20 protein-coding genes and 1 tRNA gene are annotated in these 22319 nt (G+C 72.6%); 16 read left to right on the top strand and 5 right to left on the bottom strand.

Annotation, left to right across the window (positions count from 1 at the left end):
- The first annotated feature begins 54 nt into the window (after positions 1-54).
- A complete protein-coding gene (locus N5I75_RS06030; RefSeq protein WP_476675070.1) occupies positions 55-606 on the top strand; it encodes a TetR/AcrR family transcriptional regulator in 552 nt (183 codons plus the stop codon).
- The gene (locus N5I75_RS06025; RefSeq protein ID WP_476675068.1) at positions 603-2132 is read left to right on the top strand and encodes an MFS transporter; all 1530 of its coding nucleotides are present in this window, start codon (positions 603-605) and stop codon (positions 2130-2132) included. The genes N5I75_RS06030 and N5I75_RS06025 overlap by 4 nt, the downstream gene beginning before the upstream one ends.
- 68 nt (positions 2133-2200) lie before the next feature.
- On the opposite strand, the gene N5I75_RS06020 is transcribed toward N5I75_RS06025, so the two are convergent.
- Entirely contained in the window at positions 2201-2953 is a 753-nt protein-coding gene (locus tag N5I75_RS06020; RefSeq protein WP_476676931.1) for a lysophospholipid acyltransferase family protein, read from the bottom strand.
- Positions 2954-3142: 189 nt separating this feature from the next.
- Between N5I75_RS06020 and N5I75_RS06015 the strand changes: the two genes are divergently transcribed.
- The 3 genes from N5I75_RS06015 to N5I75_RS06005 all read left to right on the top strand — a co-directional run bounded on the left by N5I75_RS06015 (position 3143) and on the right by N5I75_RS06005 (position 5542).
- The gene (locus tag N5I75_RS06015) at positions 3143-4357 is read left to right on the top strand and encodes a glycerophosphodiester phosphodiesterase (protein WP_476675066.1); all 1215 of its coding nucleotides are present in this window, start codon (positions 3143-3145) and stop codon (positions 4355-4357) included.
- Positions 4358-4461: 104 nt separating this feature from the next.
- On the top strand, positions 4462-4977 hold the full coding sequence (locus N5I75_RS06010) for a sigma-70 family RNA polymerase sigma factor (protein WP_476675064.1): 516 nt from the start codon (positions 4462-4464) through the stop codon (positions 4975-4977).
- 40 nt (positions 4978-5017) lie between these two features.
- Positions 5018-5542 (top strand): GNAT family N-acetyltransferase, encoded by a 525-nt coding sequence (locus tag N5I75_RS06005; RefSeq protein ID WP_476675062.1) that lies wholly within the window; start codon positions 5018-5020, stop codon positions 5540-5542.
- On the opposite strand, the gene N5I75_RS06000 is transcribed toward N5I75_RS06005, so the two are convergent.
- Positions 5532-6008 carry a hypothetical protein gene (locus N5I75_RS06000; protein ID WP_476675061.1) on the bottom strand — a complete coding sequence of 159 codons (477 nt, stop codon included), beginning with the start codon at positions 6006-6008 and terminating at the stop codon, positions 5532-5534. The genes N5I75_RS06005 and N5I75_RS06000 overlap by 11 nt on opposite strands.
- Positions 5989-6348: a hypothetical protein gene (locus N5I75_RS05995; RefSeq protein ID WP_476675059.1), complete on the bottom strand. Its 360-nt coding sequence runs from the start codon at positions 6346-6348 to the stop codon at positions 5989-5991. The genes N5I75_RS06000 and N5I75_RS05995 overlap by 20 nt, the downstream gene beginning before the upstream one ends.
- Positions 6349-6901: 553 nt before the next feature.
- On the opposite strand from N5I75_RS05995, the gene N5I75_RS05990 reads away from it, so the two are divergent.
- The 8 genes from N5I75_RS05990 to N5I75_RS05955 all read left to right on the top strand — a co-directional run bounded on the left by N5I75_RS05990 (position 6902) and on the right by N5I75_RS05955 (position 17784).
- Complete coding sequence (locus tag N5I75_RS05990; RefSeq protein ID WP_476675057.1) at positions 6902-7948, top strand: methionine ABC transporter ATP-binding protein; 1047 nt, start codon at positions 6902-6904, stop codon at positions 7946-7948.
- On the top strand, positions 7945-8706 hold the full coding sequence (locus tag N5I75_RS05985) for a methionine ABC transporter permease (protein ID WP_476675055.1): 762 nt from the start codon (positions 7945-7947) through the stop codon (positions 8704-8706). The genes N5I75_RS05990 and N5I75_RS05985 overlap by 4 nt, the downstream gene beginning before the upstream one ends.
- 51 nt (positions 8707-8757) lie before the next feature.
- A complete protein-coding gene (locus tag N5I75_RS05980; RefSeq protein ID WP_476675053.1) occupies positions 8758-9591 on the top strand; it encodes a MetQ/NlpA family ABC transporter substrate-binding protein in 834 nt (277 codons plus the stop codon).
- Between the two features lie 152 nt (positions 9592-9743).
- Positions 9744-10382 carry a GNAT family N-acetyltransferase gene (locus N5I75_RS05975; protein ID WP_476675051.1) on the top strand — a complete coding sequence of 213 codons (639 nt, stop codon included), beginning with the start codon at positions 9744-9746 and terminating at the stop codon, positions 10380-10382.
- 186 nt (positions 10383-10568) lie between these two features.
- On the top strand, positions 10569-11786 hold the full coding sequence (cbiE, locus tag N5I75_RS05970; RefSeq protein ID WP_476675049.1) for a precorrin-6y C5,15-methyltransferase (decarboxylating) subunit CbiE: 1218 nt from the start codon (positions 10569-10571) through the stop codon (positions 11784-11786).
- Between the two features lie 378 nt (positions 11787-12164).
- Positions 12165-15446, top strand: a complete 3282-nt coding sequence (cobT, locus tag N5I75_RS05965) for a nicotinate-nucleotide--dimethylbenzimidazole phosphoribosyltransferase (RefSeq protein ID WP_476675047.1) — start codon at positions 12165-12167, stop codon at positions 15444-15446.
- Between the two features lie 220 nt (positions 15447-15666).
- Positions 15667-16902 carry a uroporphyrinogen-III C-methyltransferase gene (cobA, locus tag N5I75_RS05960; protein WP_476675045.1) on the top strand — a complete coding sequence of 412 codons (1236 nt, stop codon included), beginning with the start codon at positions 15667-15669 and terminating at the stop codon, positions 16900-16902.
- Positions 16903-16956: 54 nt separating this feature from the next.
- Positions 16957-17784 (top strand): TrmH family RNA methyltransferase, encoded by an 828-nt coding sequence (locus tag N5I75_RS05955; RefSeq protein WP_476675043.1) that lies wholly within the window; start codon positions 16957-16959, stop codon positions 17782-17784.
- A gap of 116 nt (positions 17785-17900) precedes the next feature.
- Here the strand turns inward: N5I75_RS05955 and N5I75_RS05950 are convergent, their stop codons facing one another.
- A complete protein-coding gene (locus tag N5I75_RS05950; RefSeq protein WP_476675041.1) occupies positions 17901-19196 on the bottom strand; it encodes a serine/threonine-protein kinase in 1296 nt (431 codons plus the stop codon).
- A 588-nt stretch (positions 19197-19784) separates the two neighbouring features.
- Between N5I75_RS05950 and N5I75_RS05945 the strand changes: the two genes are divergently transcribed.
- From N5I75_RS05945 to N5I75_RS05935, 3 genes are all read left to right on the top strand, one after another.
- Positions 19785-19994, top strand: a complete 210-nt coding sequence (locus N5I75_RS05945; protein ID WP_398203886.1) for a hypothetical protein — start codon at positions 19785-19787, stop codon at positions 19992-19994.
- 861 nt (positions 19995-20855) lie between these two features.
- Positions 20856-21806 carry a phosphotransferase family protein gene (locus tag N5I75_RS05940; RefSeq protein ID WP_476675038.1) on the top strand — a complete coding sequence of 317 codons (951 nt, stop codon included), beginning with the start codon at positions 20856-20858 and terminating at the stop codon, positions 21804-21806.
- A gap of 69 nt (positions 21807-21875) precedes the next feature.
- Entirely contained in the window at positions 21876-22163 is a 288-nt protein-coding gene (locus N5I75_RS05935; protein ID WP_476675036.1) for a TFIIB-type zinc ribbon-containing protein, read from the top strand.
- Between the two features lie 55 nt (positions 22164-22218).
- On the opposite strand, the gene N5I75_RS05930 is transcribed toward N5I75_RS05935, so the two are convergent.
- A tRNA-Val gene (locus tag N5I75_RS05930) sits at positions 22219-22293 on the bottom strand.
- Positions 22294-22319 lie beyond the last annotated feature (26 nt).

Below are 22319 nucleotides of genomic sequence, written 5' to 3'. Positions count from 1 at the left end.
GGAGTGGGCGCCCAGAATGAGACGTTGATGTCTCACATGCGTTACTCTCGTCTCATGCCAGTCGATCGCGAACAGGTGCTGCGCAGCGCCGCCGCCCTGCTCACCCGTAAGTCCACGGCCACGATGGACGAGGTCGCACGGGCCGCGGGCATCAGCCGCGCCACCCTGCACCGCCAGTTCGCGGGCCGCGACGCCCTCGTCCGCGCCCTGGAGGATCTCGGCATCCGCGCGTGCGAGACCGCGCTCGACGCGGCCCGCCTCGACGAGGACCGGGCCGAGGACGCGCTGCGCCGGCTCATCGGCGCGATGGAGGACGCGGCCCCGCTGCTCGCCTTCCTCGTCACCGAGAACCAGCTCTTCGAGGGCGACGAGATGAACGAGGGCTGGGCCCGCCTGGACGCCCGGATAGCGGCACTCTTCCGGCGCGGCCAGGAAGCGGGCGAGTTCCGGATCGACCTGACGCCCGTATGGCTGACCGAGGCGCTCTACGGCCTCATCGGCAGCGGCGCCTGGGCCGTGCAGGACGGCCGGGTCGCCGCGAAGGACTTCACCTACATGATCGCCGAGCTGCTGCTCGGCGGCGCACGACGGAGAGTGGAACCATGACAAGCACGCAGCAGCACACCCCCGAGGCGGAGGTGGTGTCGCGCCCCGCACGGTGGCTCGCGCTCAGCGTCCTCGTGCTCGCGGTGCTGCTCGTCGCCGTCGACGCGACGGTCCTCGGCCTCGCGACCCCGTACATCAGCGAGGACCTGAAGCCCTCCGGCACCCAGCTGCTCTGGATCGGCGACGTCTACTCGTTCGTCATCGCCGGACTCCTCGTCTCCATGGGCAGCCTCGGCGACCGCATCGGCCGCAAGAAGCTGCTGCTCGTGGGCGCGGTCGCGTTCGGCGCGGTCTCCGTCCTCAACGCGTACGCCACCTCGCCGGAGCTGATGATCCTCGCGCGCGCCCTGCTCGGCGTGGCCGGCGCGACACTCATGCCCTCGACCCTCGCGCTGATCCGCAACATCTTCCACGACCCGCGCGAACGCTCCCTGGCCGTCGGCATCTGGGGCGCCATGGCGTCGGCGGGCGCGGCGGTCGGCCCGGTCGTCGGCGGGTTCCTGCTCGAACACTTCTGGTGGGGCTCGGTCTTCCTCATCAACCTGCCCGTCATGGCGGTCCTGGTCGTGGTCGGCGTCAAGCTCATCCCCGAGTCGAAGAACCCGGTCCCCGGCCCCTGGGACCTGATCAGCGTCGTCCTCTCCCTCGTCGGCATGATCGGTGTCGTGTACGCGGTGAAGGAGGCGGCGGCACACGGCTTCCGCTGGGACGTGGCGGTGTCCGCGGTCCTCGGCGCGGCCGCTCTCACCTGGTTCGTCCGCCGCCAGCTCACGCTGCCCGCGCCCCTGCTCGACATGCGGCTCTTCCGCAGGCGCGGCTTCTCGGGCGCGGTCCTCGCCGACCTGCTCACCGTCCTCGGCCTGTCCGGGCTCGTCTTCTTCCTCTCCCAGTTCCTGCAGCTCGTGCAGGGGCGGCGGCCGTTCGAGGCAGGGATGGCCGAACTGCCCGCCGCCGTCGGCGCGGTGGTGGCCGGACTCGTCGCCGGGGTGGTGGCGCGCCGCTTCTCCGTGCGCCTCGTCGTCGCGGGCGGCCTCGCGGCGGTCGGCCTCGCCCTGGCCACGCTCACGACGCTGAGCAAGGACACCGGCTATCCGCTGCTCGGCGCGGTGCTCCTGGTCGTCGGCGTCGGCGCGGGCTTCTCGTTCACGGTCACCGCGGACGTGATCCTCTCCAGCGTCCCCAAGGAGCAGGCGGGCGCGGCCTCGGCGGTCTCGGAGACGGCGTACGAACTGGGCGCGGCGCTCGGCATCGCCCTGCTCGGCTCCATCGTGACGGGCGTCTACGCCGGTTTCACCGCGCCCGCGGGCACCCCGCCGGATGTGGCGTCGGCGGCGCACGAGTCGCTCGGCGGCGCGGTCGAGGCGTCCGCCGCGCTCCCGGCCGGCCAGGCGCAGACCCTGCTGACCTCGGCGCAGACCGCGTTCGTGGACGGGCTCCAGGTCGCGGCGGGCATCGGCGCGGCCGTCCTCCTCGCGACGGCGGTGGCGGCCTGGTTCCTGCTCAGGGGCCAGCACCTGGAGAAGTGACGCCCCGTTCCGCACATGCGTGAGCCCCGGTCACCGACCGGGGCTCACGCATGTGTGCGTGGCGGGGCTTACGCGGCCTTCGCCTTCGTGGCGTACATGTCCACGTACTCCTGGCCCGACAGCCGCATGACCTCCGTCATCACGGAGTCCGTCACGGCCCGCAGCACGTAGCGGTCGCGGTCCATGCCGTCGTAGCGGGAGAACTCCATCGGCTCACCGAACCGGACGGTCACCCGGCCGGGGCGCGGCATGCCCGCGCCGCCCGGCTGCAGCTTGTCCGTGCCGATCATCGCGAACGGGACGACGGGCGCGCCCGTCATGAGGGTGAGCCGGGCGATACCGGTCCGGCCGCGGTACAGCCGGCCGTCGGGGGAGCGGGTGCCCTCCGGGTAGATCCCGAAGATGCGGCCCTCCTCCAGGACGCGGCGACCCGTCATGAGCGCGGCGACACCGCCGTTGGCGCCGTCCCGGTCGACCGGGATCATGCCGACGCCGGTGAAGAACCAGGCCATCGCGCGGCCCTTGAGACTCTTGCCGGTGACGTACTCGTCCTTGCCGATGAAGCAGACCTGCCGGTCGCAGACGAGCGGCAGGATCATCGAGTCGATGAACGTCAGATGGTTGCCCGCCAGGATGACGGGACCGGTGCCCGGAATGTTCTCGGCGCCTTCCACACGCGTGGGGAACATCAGGCGCATGACCGGTCCGAGCACTGCCTTGATGAACGCGAAGCGGGACAACGGGCCCTCCGGTGTCAAGGAATGGGTGATGGGTTCTGTGCAGGTGAGGACGATACTCGCGGCCGGGTACCCCACGCACATCGGGTTCACGGACCTGAAACGCACAGTTGACGCGAATCAGACGTCCCGTACATGGCGAAAAGGACACCCAGGATCCATCTCGCATCGCCCTGACGTTCCGTCCGGGGTCTCCCCCCGGTCACTTCCGCCCACCTACGATCGGTCGCGCCTCAACGGGCGCAAGGCGGTCATCGGTGGGAGGAGTGCTTGATGGGGAACGAGAAGTCGCAGCGGGCGCAGGGCGCACAGGAGTCACGTGCCGAGGGGGCCCTCGGCCGCCGCACGCTGCTCGGCGCCGCCGTGCTCGGCGCGGGCGCCGCCGCGCTCGCCGCGCCCGGCGTGGCCACGGCCGCCGGGCGGGACAGCGCCCGGGACAGTGGTGGACATCACTCCGGAAAGGGGTACAAGAGCCTGCCCGTGCCCACGATCGTCGCGCACCGCGGCACCAGCGGCTACCGCCCCGAGCACACCCTGGGCTCGTACCAGCTGGCGCTCGACATGGGCGCGCACGTCATCGAGGCGGGTGACATCGTCCCCACCAAGGACGGTCATCTCGTATGCCGTCACGAGCCCGAAATCGGCGGCACCACCGACGTGTCGGCGCACCCCGAGTTCGCCGGGCGCAGAACCACGAAGGTCATCGACGGGGTCTCCACGACGGGCTGGTTCACCGAGGACTTCACGCTCGCCGAGCTGAAGACGCTCCGCGCCAAGGAGCGCATCCCCGGCACCCGCCAGCACAACACCCTCTACGACGGCCGCTGGGAGATACCGACCTTCGAAGAGGTCCTCGAATGGCGCGCCGTGCAGAGCCGGAAGCTCGGCCGCGAGGTGTGGATCCACGTCGAGACCAAGCACCCCACCTACTTCCGCAAGCTCGGCCTGGGCCTGGAGGAGCGCCTCGCCAAGCTGCTGCGCGCCCACCGCCTCGACAAGAAGGACTCGCCCGCCTTCCTGCAGTCCTTCGAGCCGACGAGCATCCAGCGCCTGAACAGGCTGGTCGGCAACCCGCTCGTCGTCCTGCTCTCCACGGCGAACTCCCGCCCGGCGGACTTCGTCGACATCGGCGACCCGCGCACCGTCGCCGACCTCATCACCCCCAAGGGCCTCAAGGAGATCGCGACGTACGCGCAGGGCATCGGCCCGACCCTGGACCTGATCATCCCCAAGGACGCGGCGGGCAGGCTCACTCAGCCGACCACCCTCGTCAAGGACGCGCACCGCGCCGGGCTGATCCTGCACCCGTACACGATGCGCAACGAGAACACCTTCCTGCCCGCCGACTTCAAGAAGGGCACGGACCCGAACGCGTACGGCGACGCGTTCGGCGCCTTCCAGGCGTACTTCGCCACCGGCATCGACGGCATCTTCACCGACAACTGCGACACCGGCCTCCTCGCCCGTGAGGACTTCCTCAACGGCTGAACCGGCCTCCGCGGACCCGTCAACGGCCGACCGCTCCGCCCCGGTTGGAGTGAGACGCGGCCGCCCCGGCAACCCGGCGCCGGGGCGGCCGCGTCCCGCCGGGCATGACGTACGACAAGGTGATCGAGGCGCTGCGGCCCCTCCTCGCGGCCGAGGTCCGCGCCGAACTGCCCGGCGCCGCCGAACCCCGCGACCTCGAACAGGCCGTCTGGGTCCGCCTCCTGGAACACCTCGCCGCACAGGGCCCGCCGCCCGACCCGGCCGCCTGGCTCACGGCGACGGTCCGCACCGAGGCGAGCCGCCAGCGCTGCGCGGACCTGCGGGAACTCCCGTACGCCGATGAGGGCGCCGCCCAGCGGGAGAGGTCGGACCCCGAGCGCCGCGCCCTGGACCGCGAACGCGCCCGCGCGCTGTACGCCGCGATCCGCCGGCTGCCCGGGCGGTGTCCGCGCCTCATGCATGCGCTTCTGTCCCCCGAAGACCTCACCTACCGTGAGATCGCAGGCGAGTTGGGTATCTCACAGGGCAGTCTTGGACCGGAACGTGCCAGATGTCTGGGATGCCTCCGCAGAATCCTCGCGGGCGAGGTTGCGCCCGTGGCCCCCAGGGGAAAAGGGTGAGGGAACAACCGGCGAACAGGTGAGCGGGAGGCATGCACACATGGGCATGAGCGTGACCATCTCTGCGGCGACCGAAGCGGACACCGAGCAGATCCTCAAGCTGCAGTACCTCTGCTACCAGAGCGAGGCACAGCTCTACGGCGACTACTCCATCGAGCCGCTCACCCAGTCCCTGGACTCGGTCCGGGCGGAACTGGCGGGCGGCACCGTCCTGGTGGCCCGCCTCGGCGACGAAGTGGTGGCGTCGGTGCGCGGCACGGTCGGCGCCGACGGCACGGCCCGGATCAACAAGCTGATCGTGCACCCGCGCATGCAGCGCCACGGGCTGGGCGGGCGCCTGCTCGCCGCCGTCGAGTCCGCGCTCACCTCGCCGGGCACGGCCAAGCGGATCGAGCTGTTCACGGGCCACCGCAGCGAGCACAATCTGCGCCTGTACCGCAAGCACGGCTACACGGCCGTCTCGACCAAGCGGGTCGACGAGCGGCTGACGCTGATCACGCTGGCCAAGGACGTCGAGGCGGTGGCCGCGGCGCCGGCGGCCGGGGCGTTCGTGGCTAGCGCGTAGCGGCCGTGGACGTCCGGGCCCGGCGCAGCCAGAACAGCGCCGAGACGGGGAGGAGCACCGGGATGAACAGGTACTCCATGCCGTAGTCGGACCAGACGGTGGAGTCCGCGAACGCCGAGGGCTCCACCAGCGTCCACGTCCCGACCGCGAGGACGCCCACGAGCTCGGCGGCGCAGCACACCCGCGCCGCCTTGCGGGCCGTCTCGCCACCGCGCACCAGCGAGTACGTGATGAAGCCGTAGACGACGCCCGCGACGGCGGAGAGCGAGTAGGCGAGCGGCGCCCTGCCGAAGTCGGTCGCGATCTGGAAGACGGAGCGCGACACGGCGCCGACCACCATCACCCCGTACAGCCAGACGAGGAGGGTGCCGGGCCCGCTGGTCAGCCGCCGCGAGCCGCCGGCCGCACTCGTCCCGTGATCGGTGTCCTCGGAAGCCACAGCCACCTCATCCTCCCCAGATGTCATAGAGCCGTACTTCGAGGACGGCGAGGACCACGCCGCCCGCGGCGACCGTGACCGAGCCCCAGCGCGTGCGCTCCGCCAGCGACATGAACCCGGCCGCCGGGACACAGGCGAAGGCCCCGATCAGATACGCGACGAAGATCGTCGTGCCCTGTTCCGGCTTCTCGCCCCGCGCCAGCTGCACGATCCCGATCACGAGCTGCACCAGGGCGAGCGCCGAGACCACGGCCATACCGATGAAGTGCCAGTCCTTGGTCGGCTGGTCGCGGTAGGCGGCGAAACCGCACCACGCGGCGAGCGCGAGCGCGGCGAGACCCGTCACCAGGGTCAGGGCATCAAGCATGGGCGCACCCTATTACGGGCCAAAAGGCCCGATGCGCTCGGCCCTGCGCTGTCCGCCGCGTCCGTGGCGTTGACCACAACCCGCGAGGCGCGCGGGTTCTCGCGGGCCCGGTGGTGGACGAGCCGTCCGCCGCGTCAGCACTGGCCACCGGGGCCGACGTGAAGATCACCGCGGGAGCCTGCGGCCTCTTGTGCGCCGTCCAGCGCTGTCCGCTATTCGGACAACGCAGGCCGCGGCCGTCCTCACGTCTGCTTTACTTGCCCGCATGACCACGACGAGCAGCCGCACCCTTGCGACCGAGGCGACGATGACGCCCGGTGCTCGTTGTATGTGTCGAATGTGCGCCTTCTGAGGGCCCCCGCACCTTGCCTGTTTCGCGCCCCGAAGCGAGACCCCCGGGTCTGCCCGCGCACAGCTTCCGTACTGCTGCCAGTACCGCTCCGCACCTCGGAGCACGAGCCTGCCGCGCCCGGAACTCCAGCCAAGTTCCCGAAATGAATGCCCCGTGCCCGGCGCCACCCGTGCCGCGCACTCGACAGTGACGGAAACCCACGTGATCACCACCCAGGGCCTCACCAAGGTCTACCGCTCGCGCGGCCGCGAGATCACCGCACTCGACGGCGTGGATCTGCACGTGCGCGAAGGCGAGGTGTACGGCGTCATCGGCCAGTCGGGCGCCGGAAAGTCCTCGCTGATCCGCTGCGTGAACCTCCTCGAACGCCCCACCACCGGGACCGTGACGGTCGCGGGCCAGGACCTCACCGCTCTCGCCGGCCGCGGACCGCGCGCCGGACGGGAGCTGCGCGAGGCGCGCAGCCGGATCGGCATGGTCTTCCAGCACTTCAACCTGCTGTCCTCGCGCACCGTCCAGGACAACATCGAGCTGCCGCTCGAAATTCTCGGCAAGTCGGGGAAGGAACGTTCCACCAAGGCGCTCGAACTGCTCGACCTCGTCGGCCTCGCCGACAAGGCCACGTCCTACCCGGCCCAGCTCTCCGGCGGCCAGAAGCAGCGCGTCGGCATCGCCCGCGCCCTCGCCGGCGACCCGAAGGTGCTGCTCTCCGACGAGGCGACCAGCGCCCTGGACCCGGAGACCACCCGCTCGATCCTCCAGCTCCTGCGCGACCTCAACCGCCAGCTCGGCCTGACCGTCCTGCTCATCACGCACGAGATGGACGTCGTCAAGACCGTCTGCGACTCCGCGGCCCTGATGGAGCGCGGGCAGATCGTCGAGTCCGGCACGGTCAGCGAACTCCTCGCGACCCCGGGCTCCGAGCTCGCCGCCGCGCTCTTCCCGGTCAGCGGCGACGCCTCCGGCGCGGACCGCACCGTCATCGACGTCACCTTCCACGGCGAGTCGGCGACCCAGCCCGTCATCTCGCAGCTCGCGCGCACCTACAACATCGACATCTCGATCCTCGGCGCCGCGATGGACACCGTCGCGGGCAAGCAGGTCGGCCGCATGCGCATCGAGCTGCCGGGACCGTACGAGGAGAACGTCGTCCCCATCGGATTCCTGCGCGAACAAGGGCTCCAGGTCGAGGTACAGGGCCGCGACGACCGCGCGTCCGCACTGCTGAAGGAAGGTGTCACCAAGTGACCTGGTCGGAGATGCAGCCCCTGCTGTCCCAGGCGTGTTGGGACACCTTCTACATGGTCGGCTGGTCCACGCTGATCGCCGTCGTCGCCGGACTCCCGCTCGGCGTCCTGCTCGTCCTCACCGACCGCGGCGGACTGCTGCAGAACGTCGTGGCGAACAAGGTCATCGGGCAGGTCGTGAACATCGTCCGCTCGATGCCGTTCATCATCCTGATGGTCGCCCTGATGACCTTCACGCGCTGGATCGTCGGCACCACCATCGGCCGCGAGGCCGCCATCGTGCCGCTCGCCGTCGGCGCCATCCCGTTCTTCGCCCGGCTCGTCGAGACGTCCGTGCGCGAGGTCGACGGCGGACTCGTCGAGGCCGTGCAGTCGATGGGCGGCAACACCTGGACCGTCGTGCGCAAGGTGCTCGTCCTCGAGTCGCTGCCGTCGCTGATCTCCGCGACCACCACGACGATCGTCGCCATCATCGGCTACTCCGCCATGGCCGGCACGGTCGGCGCGGGCGGCCTCGGCGACCTCGCCATCCGCTACGGCTACCAGCGCTTCGAGACCGAGATGATGTGGATCATCGTGGCCCTCCTCGCGGTCGCCATCGCCGTCATCCAGTTCGCCGGCGACAGCGGCGCCCGTGTCCTGCACCGCCGCGCGGGCAAGGGCGGCGAACCGCTCCGCTTCCGCGCCCTCGGCGGCTTCCTGCCCGGCGGCCCGGCCGCGGCCGCGCCCGCATCGAAGGCCCCGGTCAAGACCCCCTGACTCCCCGCACCACCCGGCGGGTTGCACCACCCATGGAGAAAGGCACTTTTCGTGCGTAACACCACCAAGATCACCGCAGCTGTCCTCGCCACCGGCGCCCTCACCCTGGGTCTGACCGCCTGCGGCTCCGACGACAAGGGCGACACCAAGGCCAAGGCGTCCGACAAGCTCGTCGTCGCCGCGACGCCCGTCCCGCACGCCGAGATCCTCGAGTACATCAAGGACAACCTGGCGAAGAAGGAAGGCCTCAACCTCGAGGTCAAGGAGTTCACCGACTACGTCACGCCGAACACGGCGACCGAGGACGGGTCCGTGGACGCCAACTACTTCCAGACCACGCCGTACCTCAAGGACTTCAACAAGAAGCAGGGCACGCACCTCGCCTCGGTCGCCGTCGTCCACCTGGAGCCGCTCGGCCTCTACTCCGAGAAGGCCGACAAGCTCGACGGCATCAAGAAGGGCGGCACCATCGCCCTCCCGAACGACGCCGACAACGAGAGCCGCGCCCTGCGCTTCCTCGCCAAGAGCGGCCTCATCACGCTCAAGTCCGGCTCCGAGGCCACCGCGACGCCGCAGGACATCGACAAGAACCCCAAGGACCTGGAGTTCAAGGAGGTCGAGGCGGCCCAGACGCCGCGCTCCCTCAAGGACGTCGACGGCGCCGTCATCAACGGCAACTACGCGATCGGCGCGGGCCTGAACCCCGCCAAGGACGCCCTCGCCCTGGAGTCCACCGAGAACAACCAGTACAACAACGTGCTGGCGGTCAAGGAGGGCAACGAGGACGACCCGCGTGTCAAGAAGCTCGCCAAGCTCCTGACGTCGCCCGAGGTCAAGAAGTTCATCGAGGACAAGTACAAGGGCTCGGTCCTGCCCTCGTTCTGACCCCGCCTCACCTGCCGCGCACGGCGGGCCGCTCCCGGCCATCGGGGGCGGCCCCCATGTGCGGTTACGTGCCTTCATGCTGCATGCTGGGCACTTCACCCGGCGGCCGGCGCGATGCCCGGCGGGCCGCCACGAAGGTTACGGAGCGGCGTATGACGAACACCTTCCCCGACATCTCCATCAGTACGGAGCGACTGGTGCTGCGTCCGCTCGAAGACGACGACGCCCCGGCGCTCGCCGAGATGATGAACGACGAACTCGTCGCCGCCTGGACCTCCGTGCCGCAGCCCTTCACCGAGGACGACGCGCGCCGCTGGATCACCAAGTACGCGCCGAAGGAACGCGCCGCGGGCACCGGACTCGACCTCGCCGTCACCGAGTTCCTCACTCAGCGCCTCGTCGGCATCGTCCAGCTCACCAAGACCAACTGGCATGTCCGCGCCACCGAACTCTCCTACATCGTCGCCCCCTGGGCCCGCGGCGAGGGCTACGCCTCCGAAGCCGCGCTCGCGATGGCCCAGTGGCTCTTCCGCGACCAGGGCATGGAGCGCATCGAGATGCGCACCGCCGCCGACAACACCGCCTCCCAGCAGGTCGCGCAGAAGATCGGCAGCATCAGCGAGGGCGTCCTGCGCAACGCCTGCATAGCGCGCACCCGCACCGAGGACGGCGGCTTGGCCGAGGTCCGCACCGACTTCATCGTGTACGGCCTGCTCCCCGAGGACATCGAGGGCGTCACCGAGCAGCTCGCGGAGGCCGGCGGCTTCACCGCCTTCTCGGACTGGAACTGACCCGGACCGAACTGGAACCGACCCGGACCGGACCGGAACCGACCCGGACCGCACAGGCGGTCGCCAGGCCCAGCAGGTACGCTCTCCGGTGCCCATCCCGGCTCCCCACCCGCCGGCGGCATCCCCCCGACCCGTGTACGCCCCTTCGCGCGTACGCACCCGAGCACACCCTGGAGACTGACGACGATGGCCGACCGGGTCACGGTGATCGGCTGGGACGGCTCTCCGCCGACCGCGGCGGCCCGCTCCGCGCTGAGCGCGGCCACCCTCGTGGCAGGCGCCGCCCACCACCTGGCGCTCCCCGAGATCCCCGCCCACGCCGAGCGCATCCGGCTCGGCAGCGTCGCGCTCGCCGCCCGCCGCATCACCGGCCACCGCGGCACCGCCGTGGTCCTCGCCGACGGCGACCCCGGCTTCTTCGGCGTCGTGCGCACCCTGCGCGCCCCGCAGTACGGCCTCGAGGTGGAGGTCGTGCCCGCCGTCTCCGCCGTCGCCCAGGCCTTCGCCCGCGCCGGGATGCCCTGGGACGACGCCCAGGTCGTCGTCGCCCACCGCCGCACCCTGCGCCGCGCCGTCAACGTCTGCCGCGCCCACACCAAGGTCGCCGTCCTCACCTCGCCCGGCGCGGGCCCCGCCGAACTCGGCCTCCTCCTCGAAGGCGTCCACCGCACCTTCGTCATCTGCGAGGAGCTCGGCACCGACCGCGAACAGGTCACCGTCGTCACCTCCGACAAGGCCGCCGACCACAGCTGGCGCGACCCCAACGTCGTCATCGTCGTCGGCGGCACGGTCACCGTGGGCACCCCGGAGAACGGGGGCTGGCTCTTCGGCGGCGACCCCGACACCACCCCGCGCGGCTGGGCGCTGCCCGCCGCCGAGTACGCGGGCCCCTTCGGCGAGGGCGAGAGCGAACAGCTGCGCGCCGCCCAGCTCGCCCGGCTCGGCCCGCGCACCGGCGACCTCGTCTGGGACATCGGCTGCGGCAGCGGCGCCTTCACCGCGGAGGCGGGCCGGTTCGGCGCCGCCGTGATCGCCGTCGACCGCGACCCCGACGCCTGCGCCCGCACCCTCGCCACCGTCCGCCGCTTCAACGTCCAGGCCCAGATCGTCCACGGCACCGCCCCGCACGTCCTGGAGAACCTGCCCGAACCCGACGTCGTACGCGTCGGGGCCGGGGGAGCGGCGGTCGTCTCCGCCGTCGTCGACCGGCGGCCCGCGCGCATCGTCACCCACGCCGCGACACGCGACGCCGCCGAACTCGTAGGCCGGGACCTGACCGAACACGGGTACGACGTCGAGTGCGCGCTCCTGCAATCCGTCGAACTGGACACACGTGCCTGGACGGAGAAGGAGCGGACCGTGGGGTTCCTTCTTTCGGGTCGTCTTCCCGACCGCCACCCGTGACCCTGGAGGACCGGCGCGCGCGGTAGGCTGGCCGATCGTTGTACCGCACCGGGACGTACGCCGCTTCGTCGGCCAATGTCCGGGAAACGCACCACTCTTGGCGCGCTTGTGGTACGGCGGCGACCGGAGGACGCGCAACGTGGCGCAGTCCACAGGAGACCGTGGCCGAACCACCTGCCACAGTCGCGATCCGGCCGGGACAATACCTGTTGTCCGGGGCGGTTCGTGCCGTGCGGCTCGCGTGCTCGTTCTCCAAGGAGATGTTTCCAAGGAGGGCGGACGCCGGGTCACTCCGGTCAGCGGCTCGCAAGGGGCGCGCGGCTCCGGCGGACGGCCGGGAGCGGCAGGGAAGTTCTCATCGATGGGCGAGGGGTAGGCATGACCGACACCGGTCAGGTTCCGGGCGAAGGGCTGCCGGAGAACGCAGGCGCGGTGGGACAGCCGGGCGTTCCCGCTCCGGGCGCGTACACCTACCTCGATCCCGCCGCCACCGGCGGCGAGGAGGACGAGATGCTCCTCATGCCCGGCTCCCAGGGCGCCTGGGGCGAGCCGCAGACGCCGACGCCCCCGCCGCAGCAGTACGTGCAGGCGCCGGAGTACGCCGAGTACGCGCAGGCGTTCGCCGCGCACGAGCCGGGCCCGCACGAGATGGCCGGCCGCGACAGCGGACACCACGACATGGGCGCGATCCAGGCCCAGGGCCAGCCGCAGGCCCCGCAGGCGCCCGCCGCCCCGCGCCGCCCGCTCCACATGGGCCCGCCCACCCCGGCGGCCGGTGTCGGCCCCGTCCGCTCGCTGGCCGACCGCGGCCCCGCGCAGCAGACCCCGGCGCACCCGACGCCCGTACGGCAGGCGGGTCCGCCCACCACGGGCCCCGAGTACCTGGACATCCCGCCGCAGGGCGGCACCCCGTGGGCGCCCGCCGAGTCCGGGCAGCAGCAAGCCCCGGCCGAGCCGCAGCCCGGTCTCTACGCCGAGCAGACCCCGCACTTCCCGCACCCGCAGCACCCCGACGCCTCCCAGCAGTTCGCGCCCGCCGCCGATCCGGTCGCCGCGTACGCGGGCCACGGCGGCGAGCAGTCGGGCGAGTACGCGGTGCACGAGCCGCAGGCGTACGAGTCTGCGCAGCAGCCCGCGCCCGAGCAGCCGCTCGGCCAGTTCGTGCCCGTCGAGGGCACGGTCCCGACGACGCCGCACCTGGCGCCGACGCCGCCGCAGGCCATGGTGGTGCCGCCGCTGCCGGAGGAGCCGGTGCTCCCCGAGGGCGTGGCGGACGCGGAGGTGCCGGAGCCCGCGCAGGAGCCGGTGGCCGTGCAGGAGCCGGTGGGCGCCGAGATGCCGGTCGCCGCTGAGCAGCCGGTCGTGGCTGAGCAGCCGGTCGTGGCGGAGCAGCCGGTCGTGGCGGAGCAGCCGGTCGTGGCTGAGCAGCCGGTCGTGGCGGAGCAGCCGGTCGTGGCGGAGCAGCCGCCGGTCGCGGAGCCGCTGCCTGTCGCCGAGCCCGTCGTCGGGCCGGTTGCCGAGCCCGTCGCCGAGGCGCCCGCCGAGCCGGTCGTGGAGGTCGTGGCGCCCGAGGCCCTGCCCGTCGAGGAGCCCGCGCAGGAGCCCGCGCCCGCCGAAGCTCCGGCCGCCGAGGCCCCGGCCGCCGTCGAGACCCCGGCCCCCGTCGACGACCAGGCCGCGGAACCGGTCGTGGAGCCCGTCGCCGAGCCCGTCGAGGAGCTCGCCGAGCCGGAGATCCTGGCCGTCGTCCCCGCGCCGCGCGAGGGCGACCCGGCCGCGCCCGCCGAACCGGTGGCCGACGACTTCGAGGCCGACGAGCCCGACCTGATCGAGGTCGCCCCGAAGCCCGAGACCGCGCAGACCTTCGAGGCAGCCCCCGAGGCCGAGCCGCTGCCCGACGCCGTCCCCGAGGACCTCGAGCCGGAGGCCGCCGCCGCGTCCGGCTACGACGACGCCGAGCGCGAGGCGGTCCTGCGCGTCATGCGCGAGCGCCGCGACATCCGCAACGGCTTCCGTTCCGACCCGATCCCGCACGAGGTGCTGCTCCGCGTCCTGGAGGCGGCCCACACGGCGCCGTCCGTGGGCCACTCGCAGCCCTGGGACTTCGTCGTCATCCGCTCGGCGGAGACCCGGCGCACCATGCACGAACTGGCGATGCGCCAGAAGGACGCGTACGCCAAGTCGCTGCCCAAGGGCCGCGCGAAGCAGTTCAAGGAACTGAAGATCGAGGCCATCCTCGACACCCCGGTCAACATCGTGGTGACCGCCGACCCGACCCGGGGCGGCCGCCACACCCTCGGCCGCCACACGCAGCCGCAGATGGCCCCGTACTCCTCCGCGCTCGCCGTGGAGAACCTGTGGCTCGCCGCCCGCGCCGAGGGCCTCGGCGTCGGCTGGGTCAGCTTCTTCGACGAGCGCGAGATGGTCCGCACCCTGGGCCTGCCCGAGCACCTCGAGGTCGTCGCCTACCTGTGCGTGGGCTACGTCGACGAGTTCCCGGAGGAGCCCGAGCTGATGCAGGCGGGCTGGTCCAAGCGCCGCCCCCTGTCGTGGGTCGTGCACGAGGAGACGTACGGGCGCCGGGCCCTGCCCGGCGAGGACCCGCACGACCTGCTCGCCGAGACCGTCTCCAACATCCGCCCGCTCGACGCGAAGGCGCTCGGCGAGGCGTGGGAGCGGCAGAAGCGGATGACGAAGCCCGCGGGCGCGCTCGGCATGCTGGAGATCATCTCCGCGCAGCTGTCCGGACTGTCCCGGATGTGCCCGCCGCCGGTTCCGGAGCCCGCGGCCGTCGCGATCTTCGCCGGTGACCACGGGGTGCACGCCCAGGGCGTCACCCCCTGGCCGCAGGAGGTCACCGGCCAGATGGTCGCGAACTTCCTGGGCGGTGGCGCGGTCTGCAACGCGTTCGCGAACCAGGTCGGCGCCGAGGTCTGCGTCGTCGACGTGGGCGTCGCCTCCGAACTCCCGGCCACGCCAGGCCTGCTGCCGCGCAAGGTCCGCGCGGGCACGGCCGACATGACGACCGGCCCCGCCCTCTCCCGGGAGGACGTCAAGGCGGCCATCGAGGTCGGCATCGAGACGGCCCGCGACCTCGTCGCGGCGGGCAACAAGGCGCTCCTCACCGGCGAGATGGGCATCGCGAACACCACCGCGTCCGCCGCCCTGATCTCCGTCTACACCGAGGCCGACCCGGCCGAGGTCACCGGGCGCGGCACCGGCATCAACGACGAGACGCACGCCCGCAAGGTCGAGGTCGTCCGCCGCGCCCTCGATCTGCACCAGCCGGACCCGGCCGACCCGATCGGCGTCCTCTCGGCGGTCGGCGGCCTGGAGCACGCGGCCCTGGTCGGCCTGCTCCTGGGCGGCGCCTCGCTGCGGACGCCGGTCATCCTCGACGGCGTCAGCGCCGGCGCGGCCGCCCTGGTCGCCCGCGCCATCGCCCCCGAGGTCCTGGCCGCCTGCATCGCGGGCCACCGCAGCGCCGAACCCGGCCACGTCGCGGCCCTGAACAAGCTGGGCCTGCGCCCCCTGGTCGACCTCGACCTCCGCCTCGGCGAGGGCACCGGCGCCCTCCTCGCCCTCCCGATCGTCCAGAGCGCGGCCCGAGCCATGCACGAGGTGGCCACGTTCGACTCAGCGGGCGTCACCGAGAAGTAGCCCGCCGTCCCGGGGAACGCCCGCATGCCTGGTTGCGCGCAGGCGTTCCGCTGGGGGTCCCCCCGGACGGAGTCTGGGGGAGGAACGGGTGGGCACAGCGCTACAGCGCCGGGCAACCGTCTCGACGGGCCAGGCAATAAGCTGACGTCACCCGAACCCGCACGTCACAGGGCTCCAAAGACGCAGCCCCCAGAGCCCAGCCGCCCAGGAGCCGAACAACATGCCCGCCGCACAGCACCCCGCCTACCCCGTGGGCCTCCGCCTCACCAACCGCAGGACGATAGTGATCGGCGGCGGCCAGGTGGCCCAGCGCCGCCTCCCCGCACTGATCGCGGCCGGCGCGGACCTCACCCTGATCTCCCCGTCGGCGACCCCCTCCGTAGAGGCCATGGCGGACGCGGGCGAACTGACCTGGATCAAGCGCCGCTACGAGCAGGGCGACCTCGAAGGCGCCTGGTACGTGCTCATCGCCACCGGCGACCGCGCGGCGAACGAGCAGGCCAGCGCCGAGGCGGAAGCGGCCCGCATCTGGTGCGTCCGCTCCGACGACGCGGAGGCGGCCACCGCCTGGACCCCGGCCACGGGCCGCACCGAGGGCGTGACCGTGGCGGTCCTGTCCGCCGAGGCCGCCGACCGCGACCCGCGCCGCACCGCCGCCGTCCGCGACGCCCTGGTGGAGGCCCTGCGCGACGGCACCGTCACCGCCGAGCGGACCCGTACCCCGGGCGTCGCCCTGGTCGGCGGCGGCCCCGGCGACCCCGATCTGATCACCGTGCGAGGCCGCCGCCTGCTCGCCGAGGCCGACGTCGTCATCGCCGACCGCCTCGGCCCCCGCGACCTCCTCGACGAGCTTCCCCCGCACGTCGAGGTCATCGACGCGGCAAAGATCCCGTACGGCCGTTTCATGGCGCAAGAGGCGATCAACAACGCGCTGATCGAGCACGCCAAGCAGGGCAAGGCCGTCGTCCGGCTCAAGGGCGGCGACCCGTTCGTCTTCGGCCGGGGCATGGAGGAGGCGCAGGCGCTGGCCGCCGAGGGCATCCCGGTCACGGTCGTCCCCGGCATCTCCAGCTCGATCTCGGTGCCGGGCGCGGCCGGTATCCCGGTCACGCACCGCGGCGTCGCGCACGAGTTCACCGTGGTCAGCGGCCACGTGGCGCCGGACGACGAGCGCTCCCTCGTCGACTGGGCCGCGCTCGCCCAGCTGACCGGCACCCTCGTCATCCTCATGGGCGTCGACAAGATCGGGAAGATCGCCGAGGCGCTGATCGCGCACGGCAAGGCCGCCGACACCCCGGTCGCCCTCGTCCAGGAAGGCACCACGACGGCCCAGCGCCGCGTCGACGCCACCCTGGCGACGGTCGGCGAGAGAGTGACGACGGAAGGCGTCCGGCCCCCCGCCGTCATCGTCATCGGCCCCGTGGTGCACGAGAGCCCCACACGTAACCAGCGGTAACAAGCGCAGCGCTCAACCGTTGGCACCAACACCAGGACAAGGCAGTATCGACCCGTGGCTGAACCCCAAGGTCTCCTCACCATCGAGGACCCCGACGACCCGCGTCTGCGCGACTACACGGGCCTGACCGACGTCGAGCTGCGCCGCAAGCGCGAGCCGGCCGAGGGCCTCTTCATCGCCGAGGGCGAGAAGGTCATCCGCCGCGCCAAGCAGGCCGGCTACGAGATGCGCTCGATGCTGCTCTCCGCCAAGTGGGTCGACGTCATGCGCGACGTCATCGACGAGGTCCCCGCGCCGGTCTACGCGGTCGCCCCCGACCTCGCCGAACAGGTCACCGGCTACCACGTGCACCGCGGCGCCCTCGCCTCCATGCAGCGCAAGCCGCTGCCGACGGCGGACGACCTCCTCACCACGGCCCGCCGCATCGTGATCATGGAGTCGGTCAACGACCACACCAACATCGGCGCCATCTTCCGCTCGGCCGCCGCCCTCGGCATGGACGCGGTGCTCCTCTCACCCGACTGCGCCGACCCGCTCTACCGCCGCTCGGTGAAGGTCTCCATGGGCGCGGTCTTCTCCGTCCCGTACGCGCGTCTCGACTCCTGGCCGAGGTCCCTGGAGACGGTCCGCGAGGCGGGCTTCAACCTCCTCGCGCTCACCCCGGCGGAGAAGGCCAAGTCCCTCGACGAGGTCGCCCCGCACCGCATGGACCGCGTCGCGCTGCTGCTCGGCGCGGAGGGCGAGGGCCTGTCCACCAAGGCGCTCATGGCCGCCGACGAATGGGTCCGCATCCCGATGGCCCACGGCGTCGACTCGCTCAACGTGGGCGCGGCGGCCGCGGTCGCCTTCTACGCGGTGGCGACGGGCCGCCCGGAGCTCTGACCACGGCCCGGCCTCACAGGCTCTGACCACGGCCCGGCCTCACAGGCTCTGGCCGCGGCCCGGCCTCACAGGTTCTGGCCGCGGCCCGCTCTCACAGGCTCTGACCACGGCCGCTCTCACAGGCTCTGGACCACCGCGATCACCAACGCCACGAGCAGCGTCACCACCACGAACACGAACAGCCGCTGCCGCAGCAGCCTCGGGTTCGCGGGCCGCAGCTTCTTGCCCGCGCCCGTCCCGTTCGTCCGTGAGTTCGTACGGGGAGCAGGGCGCCCGGTGCCGCTGCGCGGCGCGGGCCTGTTCCCGGAGCGGGAGGCGGTGGAGCGCGGCCCGGAGCCGCCGCCCGTGCGCCCGCTGCCGTTCCGGCCGGTGGTCCTGCCGTCCGTGGTCCTGCCGTCCGTGGTCCTGCCGTCCGTGGTGCGGCCGTTCCCGGTGCGCGGCGCGGGCGTGCCCGGCTGCGTACGCCGCTGGGTGCTGCGCTGCGTACTGCGCTGGGTGCGCTGATCCGCGTAACTCTCGGCCAGCCGTCCCGTCGGCCGGTCGGCCTCGGTGCGGGGCGCGGGCGGCCGTGCCTCGCTCAGCCCCTGTGCCTCGCGGGCGGCGATCTCCTTGAGCCGGAGCGAGAGCTGCAGCGTGCTGGGCCGTTCCTCCGGGTCCTTGGCGAGACACGCGCGCAGCAGCGGCGCCAGCGCGTCCGGCACGCCGCGCAGCTGGGCCTCCTCGTGCACGACGCGGTAGAGCATGACCTCGGAGCTGCCGTGCCCGAAGGGGGAGTCGCCCATCGCCGTGTACGCGAGGGTCGCCCCGAGGGAGAACACGTCGGTCGCCGGGGTGACGGCCGCGCCGCGCACCTGCTCGGGGGCGAGGAAGCCGGGGGAGCCCACAGCCGTGCCCACATGGGTCAGCGTCGAGGCGCCGGTCGCCCACGCGATGCCGAAGTCGATGATCCGCGGTCCCTTCGGGGACAGCAGGATGTTGGACGGCTTGAGGTCGCGGTGGACGACCCCGGCCTCGTGCACGGCGACGAGCCCCTCCGACAGCGCGGCACCGACGGCGGCCACGTCCGAAGCGGGCAGCGGGCCCTCCTCGGCGACCTTGTCGTGCAGCGAGGGCCCGGGCACGTACTGCGTGGCGAACCACGGGCGGTCCGCCTCCAGGTCCGCGGCGACCAGGCGCGCGGTGCAGCCGCCGCGGATCCTGCGCGCGGCGGACACCTCGCGCGCGAACCGCGAGCGGAACTCCTGGTCCTCCGCCAGATCCGGCCTGATCACCTTCAGCGCGACCCGCTGCCCGCGCCGGTCGGAGCCGAGATAGACGACGCCCATCCCGCCGGCCCCGAGACGTCTGTGCAGCCGGAACGAGCCGACGACGCGCGGGTCCTCGCGCCTCAGGCGCATCATCGCCATGTTCATCCCCGCTGCTGCCCGGTCTCGTCTGACGAGCGACAGCTTACGTTTACGCGGCCGACTGTGTGCTCAGGCCGCGCCCTCGCGCTCGATTCGATTGTGGGTGCGGGAGGTTATACGTGAAACGCGATCAGGAAGGTTGCGCCTGACGGGGCTTGCGGTGGCCGAGTCGGCCAATCGCCGCGGCCGTGCCGGACTTTGACGCCGTGAAAGACGGCCGGTCGGCGGCGTGTCGGGACACGGGGAAGAGGACGCGGACGCCCGAGACGGAACCGGCCGGGTCGCGGGCGCCGCGATGAAGTGAGAGAAGTCACCCGGTGAGACGCCCGGCCCCCTCCGGGAAGACCCCGAGAGCCGAGGCGCCGTCTCCACCCAGGGGAGTACGTGAAGAGGCACCGCTCATCCTCCGGGAGGCCCGGCAATCGGTACGAGGGCATGACGACCCCAATGACCCCCGCCCATAGATTTGAGGTCAAGCGGCGGGTGCAGCTCTCGTCCCCCGAGGTCAGGTACCCGCCGCTGCCGACAACTCGACAACTCGACATCCCGCCGGGCCCGACCGGCGGACCCGAGATTTGCGACCGGGAGAGGACCATGGCGGACACGACACCGCGGACGACAGCGTTCCGCAGCACGTGGGCTCGCAGGACTGCGCCGTACGGCAGCCCCGCGACCGGCCGCCGCCACCCGCTGGTGGCCACGGCCATGGTCCTCCCCCTCGCCGCCCTCCTGGTCGTCGTCTTCGGCGGCTGGGACGCGGTGGTCGCGCAAGCGTCGTCCGTGGGCGTGATGCTGGGGCGCTGAGCGGCGCCTCCAGGCCCGGATGAGCGGTCCGGGCGGGGACATCCGACCAGGAAACCCCGTGGGGACGGGGGTGCGGCGGACGGCACAAATGCCGCGTGCAGCTGGGGAGCTGCACGCGGCATTGCCATGCGCTCCGCGGGTTCGGCGGGTCATTGGGCACGCGGCGCGATGCGCTGGGGCGCGGGGCCGTCGGCGCCTGGCGGGCATGGTTGCGCCGGGGGTGCGGGCTGCAGGCTTCGCCGACGGCACGACTGCGCGGAGGCGCGGGCTGCAGTGCGCCGACGGGCGCGACCGTCGCCGCGCTGAGCGATGCGGTGCGCGGACCGCGGTGCCGGATGAGCTCCCGCCGGGGGTCCGCGCCGGGCAGCCGCGCCGGGCGACTTGGTCAGGCACCAGAGAGACGGGACCGGACCGGCCCCACTCAGCCCCGACCGGGGCCCGCCCACACCGCGACGAAGCGCACCCGCCCCGACCGCGACGGGGGCCGGCGGGCAGCCCGCGCGGGGCACCAAGGCTGTGCCTGCACCACGAGGCCGACTGTCATCCCGCCCCGGGGCGGGCGGTAGTGGTCGGGGCCCGTCCCGGGCGCCTGCCCTTCCGTCGGCCCGTGACCGGGCGATGGGCGCCCGTCCTTGGGCTGGTCGGGCTGGCCCATGACCGGCGCGGTGGGCGCCCTCACCCGAGGCGCAGCCTGCCGGTACTTGGGGCAGGCTCGGCCCCGTACCCGGGGGAGGCTCGGCCCCGTACCCGGCGCAGAGCCTGTCCGCCCCCAGCCGCCGTGTCCGACGCGCCCCGCCCACCCGCACGCGAAGCGCCCGGCACCCAGCAACCCCGCGCCGGCCTCCCCGTACGCTCGACCCCGTGACCACGTTCAGCGCGTCCGCGCTTCATGACTCGGCTCGGTGGGTGTTGCATCGCGGGGTCGAGGCCTGTGGGTGTGGGGTGGGGACGCTTGCCGATCGGGTGGACGGGACCGTCGTCCGGCACGGGGACGTCGTGGTCAAGGCCCATGCCGGCGGTACGGACCCGGGGGAGCTGGCGGTGCGGCTGGCCGTGGCCGCGCACCCGGAACTGGACGGCGTCCTCCTGCCACCCCTGCGCCCGGCGGCAGCGCCCGCGGACGGGCGGCTCGTCTCGTTCTGGCCGTACGGCACACCCGTCGACCCGGACCGCCCGGAGGACGCCCCCTGGGAAGCCGCCGCCGAGCTGCTGGCGCGGCTGCACGCGACGCCCGTGGACCGGCTCCCGGACGCCCTGCCGTGGATGCGGGGCCCCCTCAAGGCGGCCCGCGCCCTGGCCAGGCTGCAGGCCACCGCCCCGGACCACCCCGCCGCCGAACCCGTCCGGAGGGCATGGCGCACGCTCCCACCATGGGCCCGCGCCGAGGCCCCGTACGCGCACGCCCGCGCTCTCTGCCACGGCGACCTGCACCTCGGCCAGCTGGTCCGCAGCCCGGCCGGTTCGGGCCCCTGGCTGCTCATCGACGTGGACGACATGGGGGTCGGCGACCCGGCGTGGGACCTGGCACGTCCGGCGGCCTGGTTCGCCTGCGGTCTGCTGCCCGCCGCGGACTGGGCCCGCTTCCTCGCCGCCTACCGGAGCGCGGGCGGCGCGCCCCAGCTGAGCGGCCCGGATCCGTGGCCCGCGCTCGACATCCCCGCGCGCGCCCTGACCGTGCAGACCGCCGCCCTCGCCATCACGAAGGCCGTCGAGGCGGGCCGCCCCCTGGACGAGGTGGAGGTGGCCGTCGTCGACGCCTGTGACCGAATGGTGGGCGTACCGACCCAGTTGGGTCACGTCGCCGCCAAGTAGGGTGCCGAGGACGGAAGCCGGGCAGTGTTCCGGCGAAGCAGTGCCGAACGGCGAGGAGTTGACCCGATCATGCAGTGTCCCAAGTGTCACGCACCGATGCACACGTACAACCGCAACGGCGTCCAGATCGAGCAGTGCAGCGGTTGCCGCGGGATATTCCTCGACTACGGCGAGCTGGAGTCGCTGACGCGCCTGGAGGCGCAGTGGCAGCAGCAGGCCCCGCCGGCCCCACCGCAGGCGTATCCGTCCGCCCCGGCCCCGGCCTGGGGCGCGCCGCAGCACGGCGGGCACGGCGGCCACTACGGGCACCACGGCCACCACAAGGGCGGCTTCGGCAGGATGCTCTTCTCCTCCTGACACCGGTTCCTGAATAACGAAGAAGCCCCCGGTCCGAGGACCGGGGGCTTCTTGCTGGTGCGCGATACTGGGATTGAACCAGTGACCTCTTCCGTGTCAGGGAAGCGCTCTCCCGCTGAGCTAATCGCGCGGGAACGGGCCAGACTCTATCAGGCT

The organism is Streptomyces sp. R818, from assembly GCF_056172735.1.
Note: the sequence above shows the minus strand (reverse complement) of the source record. Positions and strands in the feature narration are given on the sequence as shown.

Coding starts and splice junctions, on each gene's coding strand:
- N5I75_RS06030 (WP_476675070.1), top strand. CDS start 55: ATGCCAGTCGATCGCGAACAGGTGCTGCGCAGCGCCGCCGCCCTGCTC.
- N5I75_RS06025 (WP_476675068.1), top strand. CDS start 603: ATGACAAGCACGCAGCAGCACACCCCCGAGGCGGAGGTGGTGTCGCGC.
- N5I75_RS06020 (WP_476676931.1), bottom strand. CDS start 2,953: ATGTGCGTGGGGTACCCGGCCGCGAGTATCGTCCTCACCTGCACAGAA.
- N5I75_RS06015 (WP_476675066.1), top strand. CDS start 3,143: ATGGGGAACGAGAAGTCGCAGCGGGCGCAGGGCGCACAGGAGTCACGT.
- N5I75_RS06010 (WP_476675064.1), top strand. CDS start 4,462: ATGACGTACGACAAGGTGATCGAGGCGCTGCGGCCCCTCCTCGCGGCC.
- N5I75_RS06005 (WP_476675062.1), top strand. CDS start 5,018: ATGGGCATGAGCGTGACCATCTCTGCGGCGACCGAAGCGGACACCGAG.
- N5I75_RS06000 (WP_476675061.1), bottom strand. CDS start 6,008: ATGACATCTGGGGAGGATGAGGTGGCTGTGGCTTCCGAGGACACCGAT.
- N5I75_RS05995 (WP_476675059.1), bottom strand. CDS start 6,348: ATGCTTGATGCCCTGACCCTGGTGACGGGTCTCGCCGCGCTCGCGCTC.
- N5I75_RS05975 (WP_476675051.1), top strand. CDS start 9,744: ATGACGAACACCTTCCCCGACATCTCCATCAGTACGGAGCGACTGGTG.
- cbiE (WP_476675049.1), top strand. CDS start 10,569: ATGGCCGACCGGGTCACGGTGATCGGCTGGGACGGCTCTCCGCCGACC.
- cobT (WP_476675047.1), top strand. CDS start 12,165: ATGACCGACACCGGTCAGGTTCCGGGCGAAGGGCTGCCGGAGAACGCA.
- cobA (WP_476675045.1), top strand. CDS start 15,667: ATGCCCGCCGCACAGCACCCCGCCTACCCCGTGGGCCTCCGCCTCACC.
- N5I75_RS05950 (WP_476675041.1), bottom strand. CDS start 19,196: ATGAACATGGCGATGATGCGCCTGAGGCGCGAGGACCCGCGCGTCGTC.
- N5I75_RS05945 (WP_398203886.1), top strand. CDS start 19,785: ATGGCGGACACGACACCGCGGACGACAGCGTTCCGCAGCACGTGGGCT.
- N5I75_RS05935 (WP_476675036.1), top strand. CDS start 21,876: ATGCAGTGTCCCAAGTGTCACGCACCGATGCACACGTACAACCGCAAC.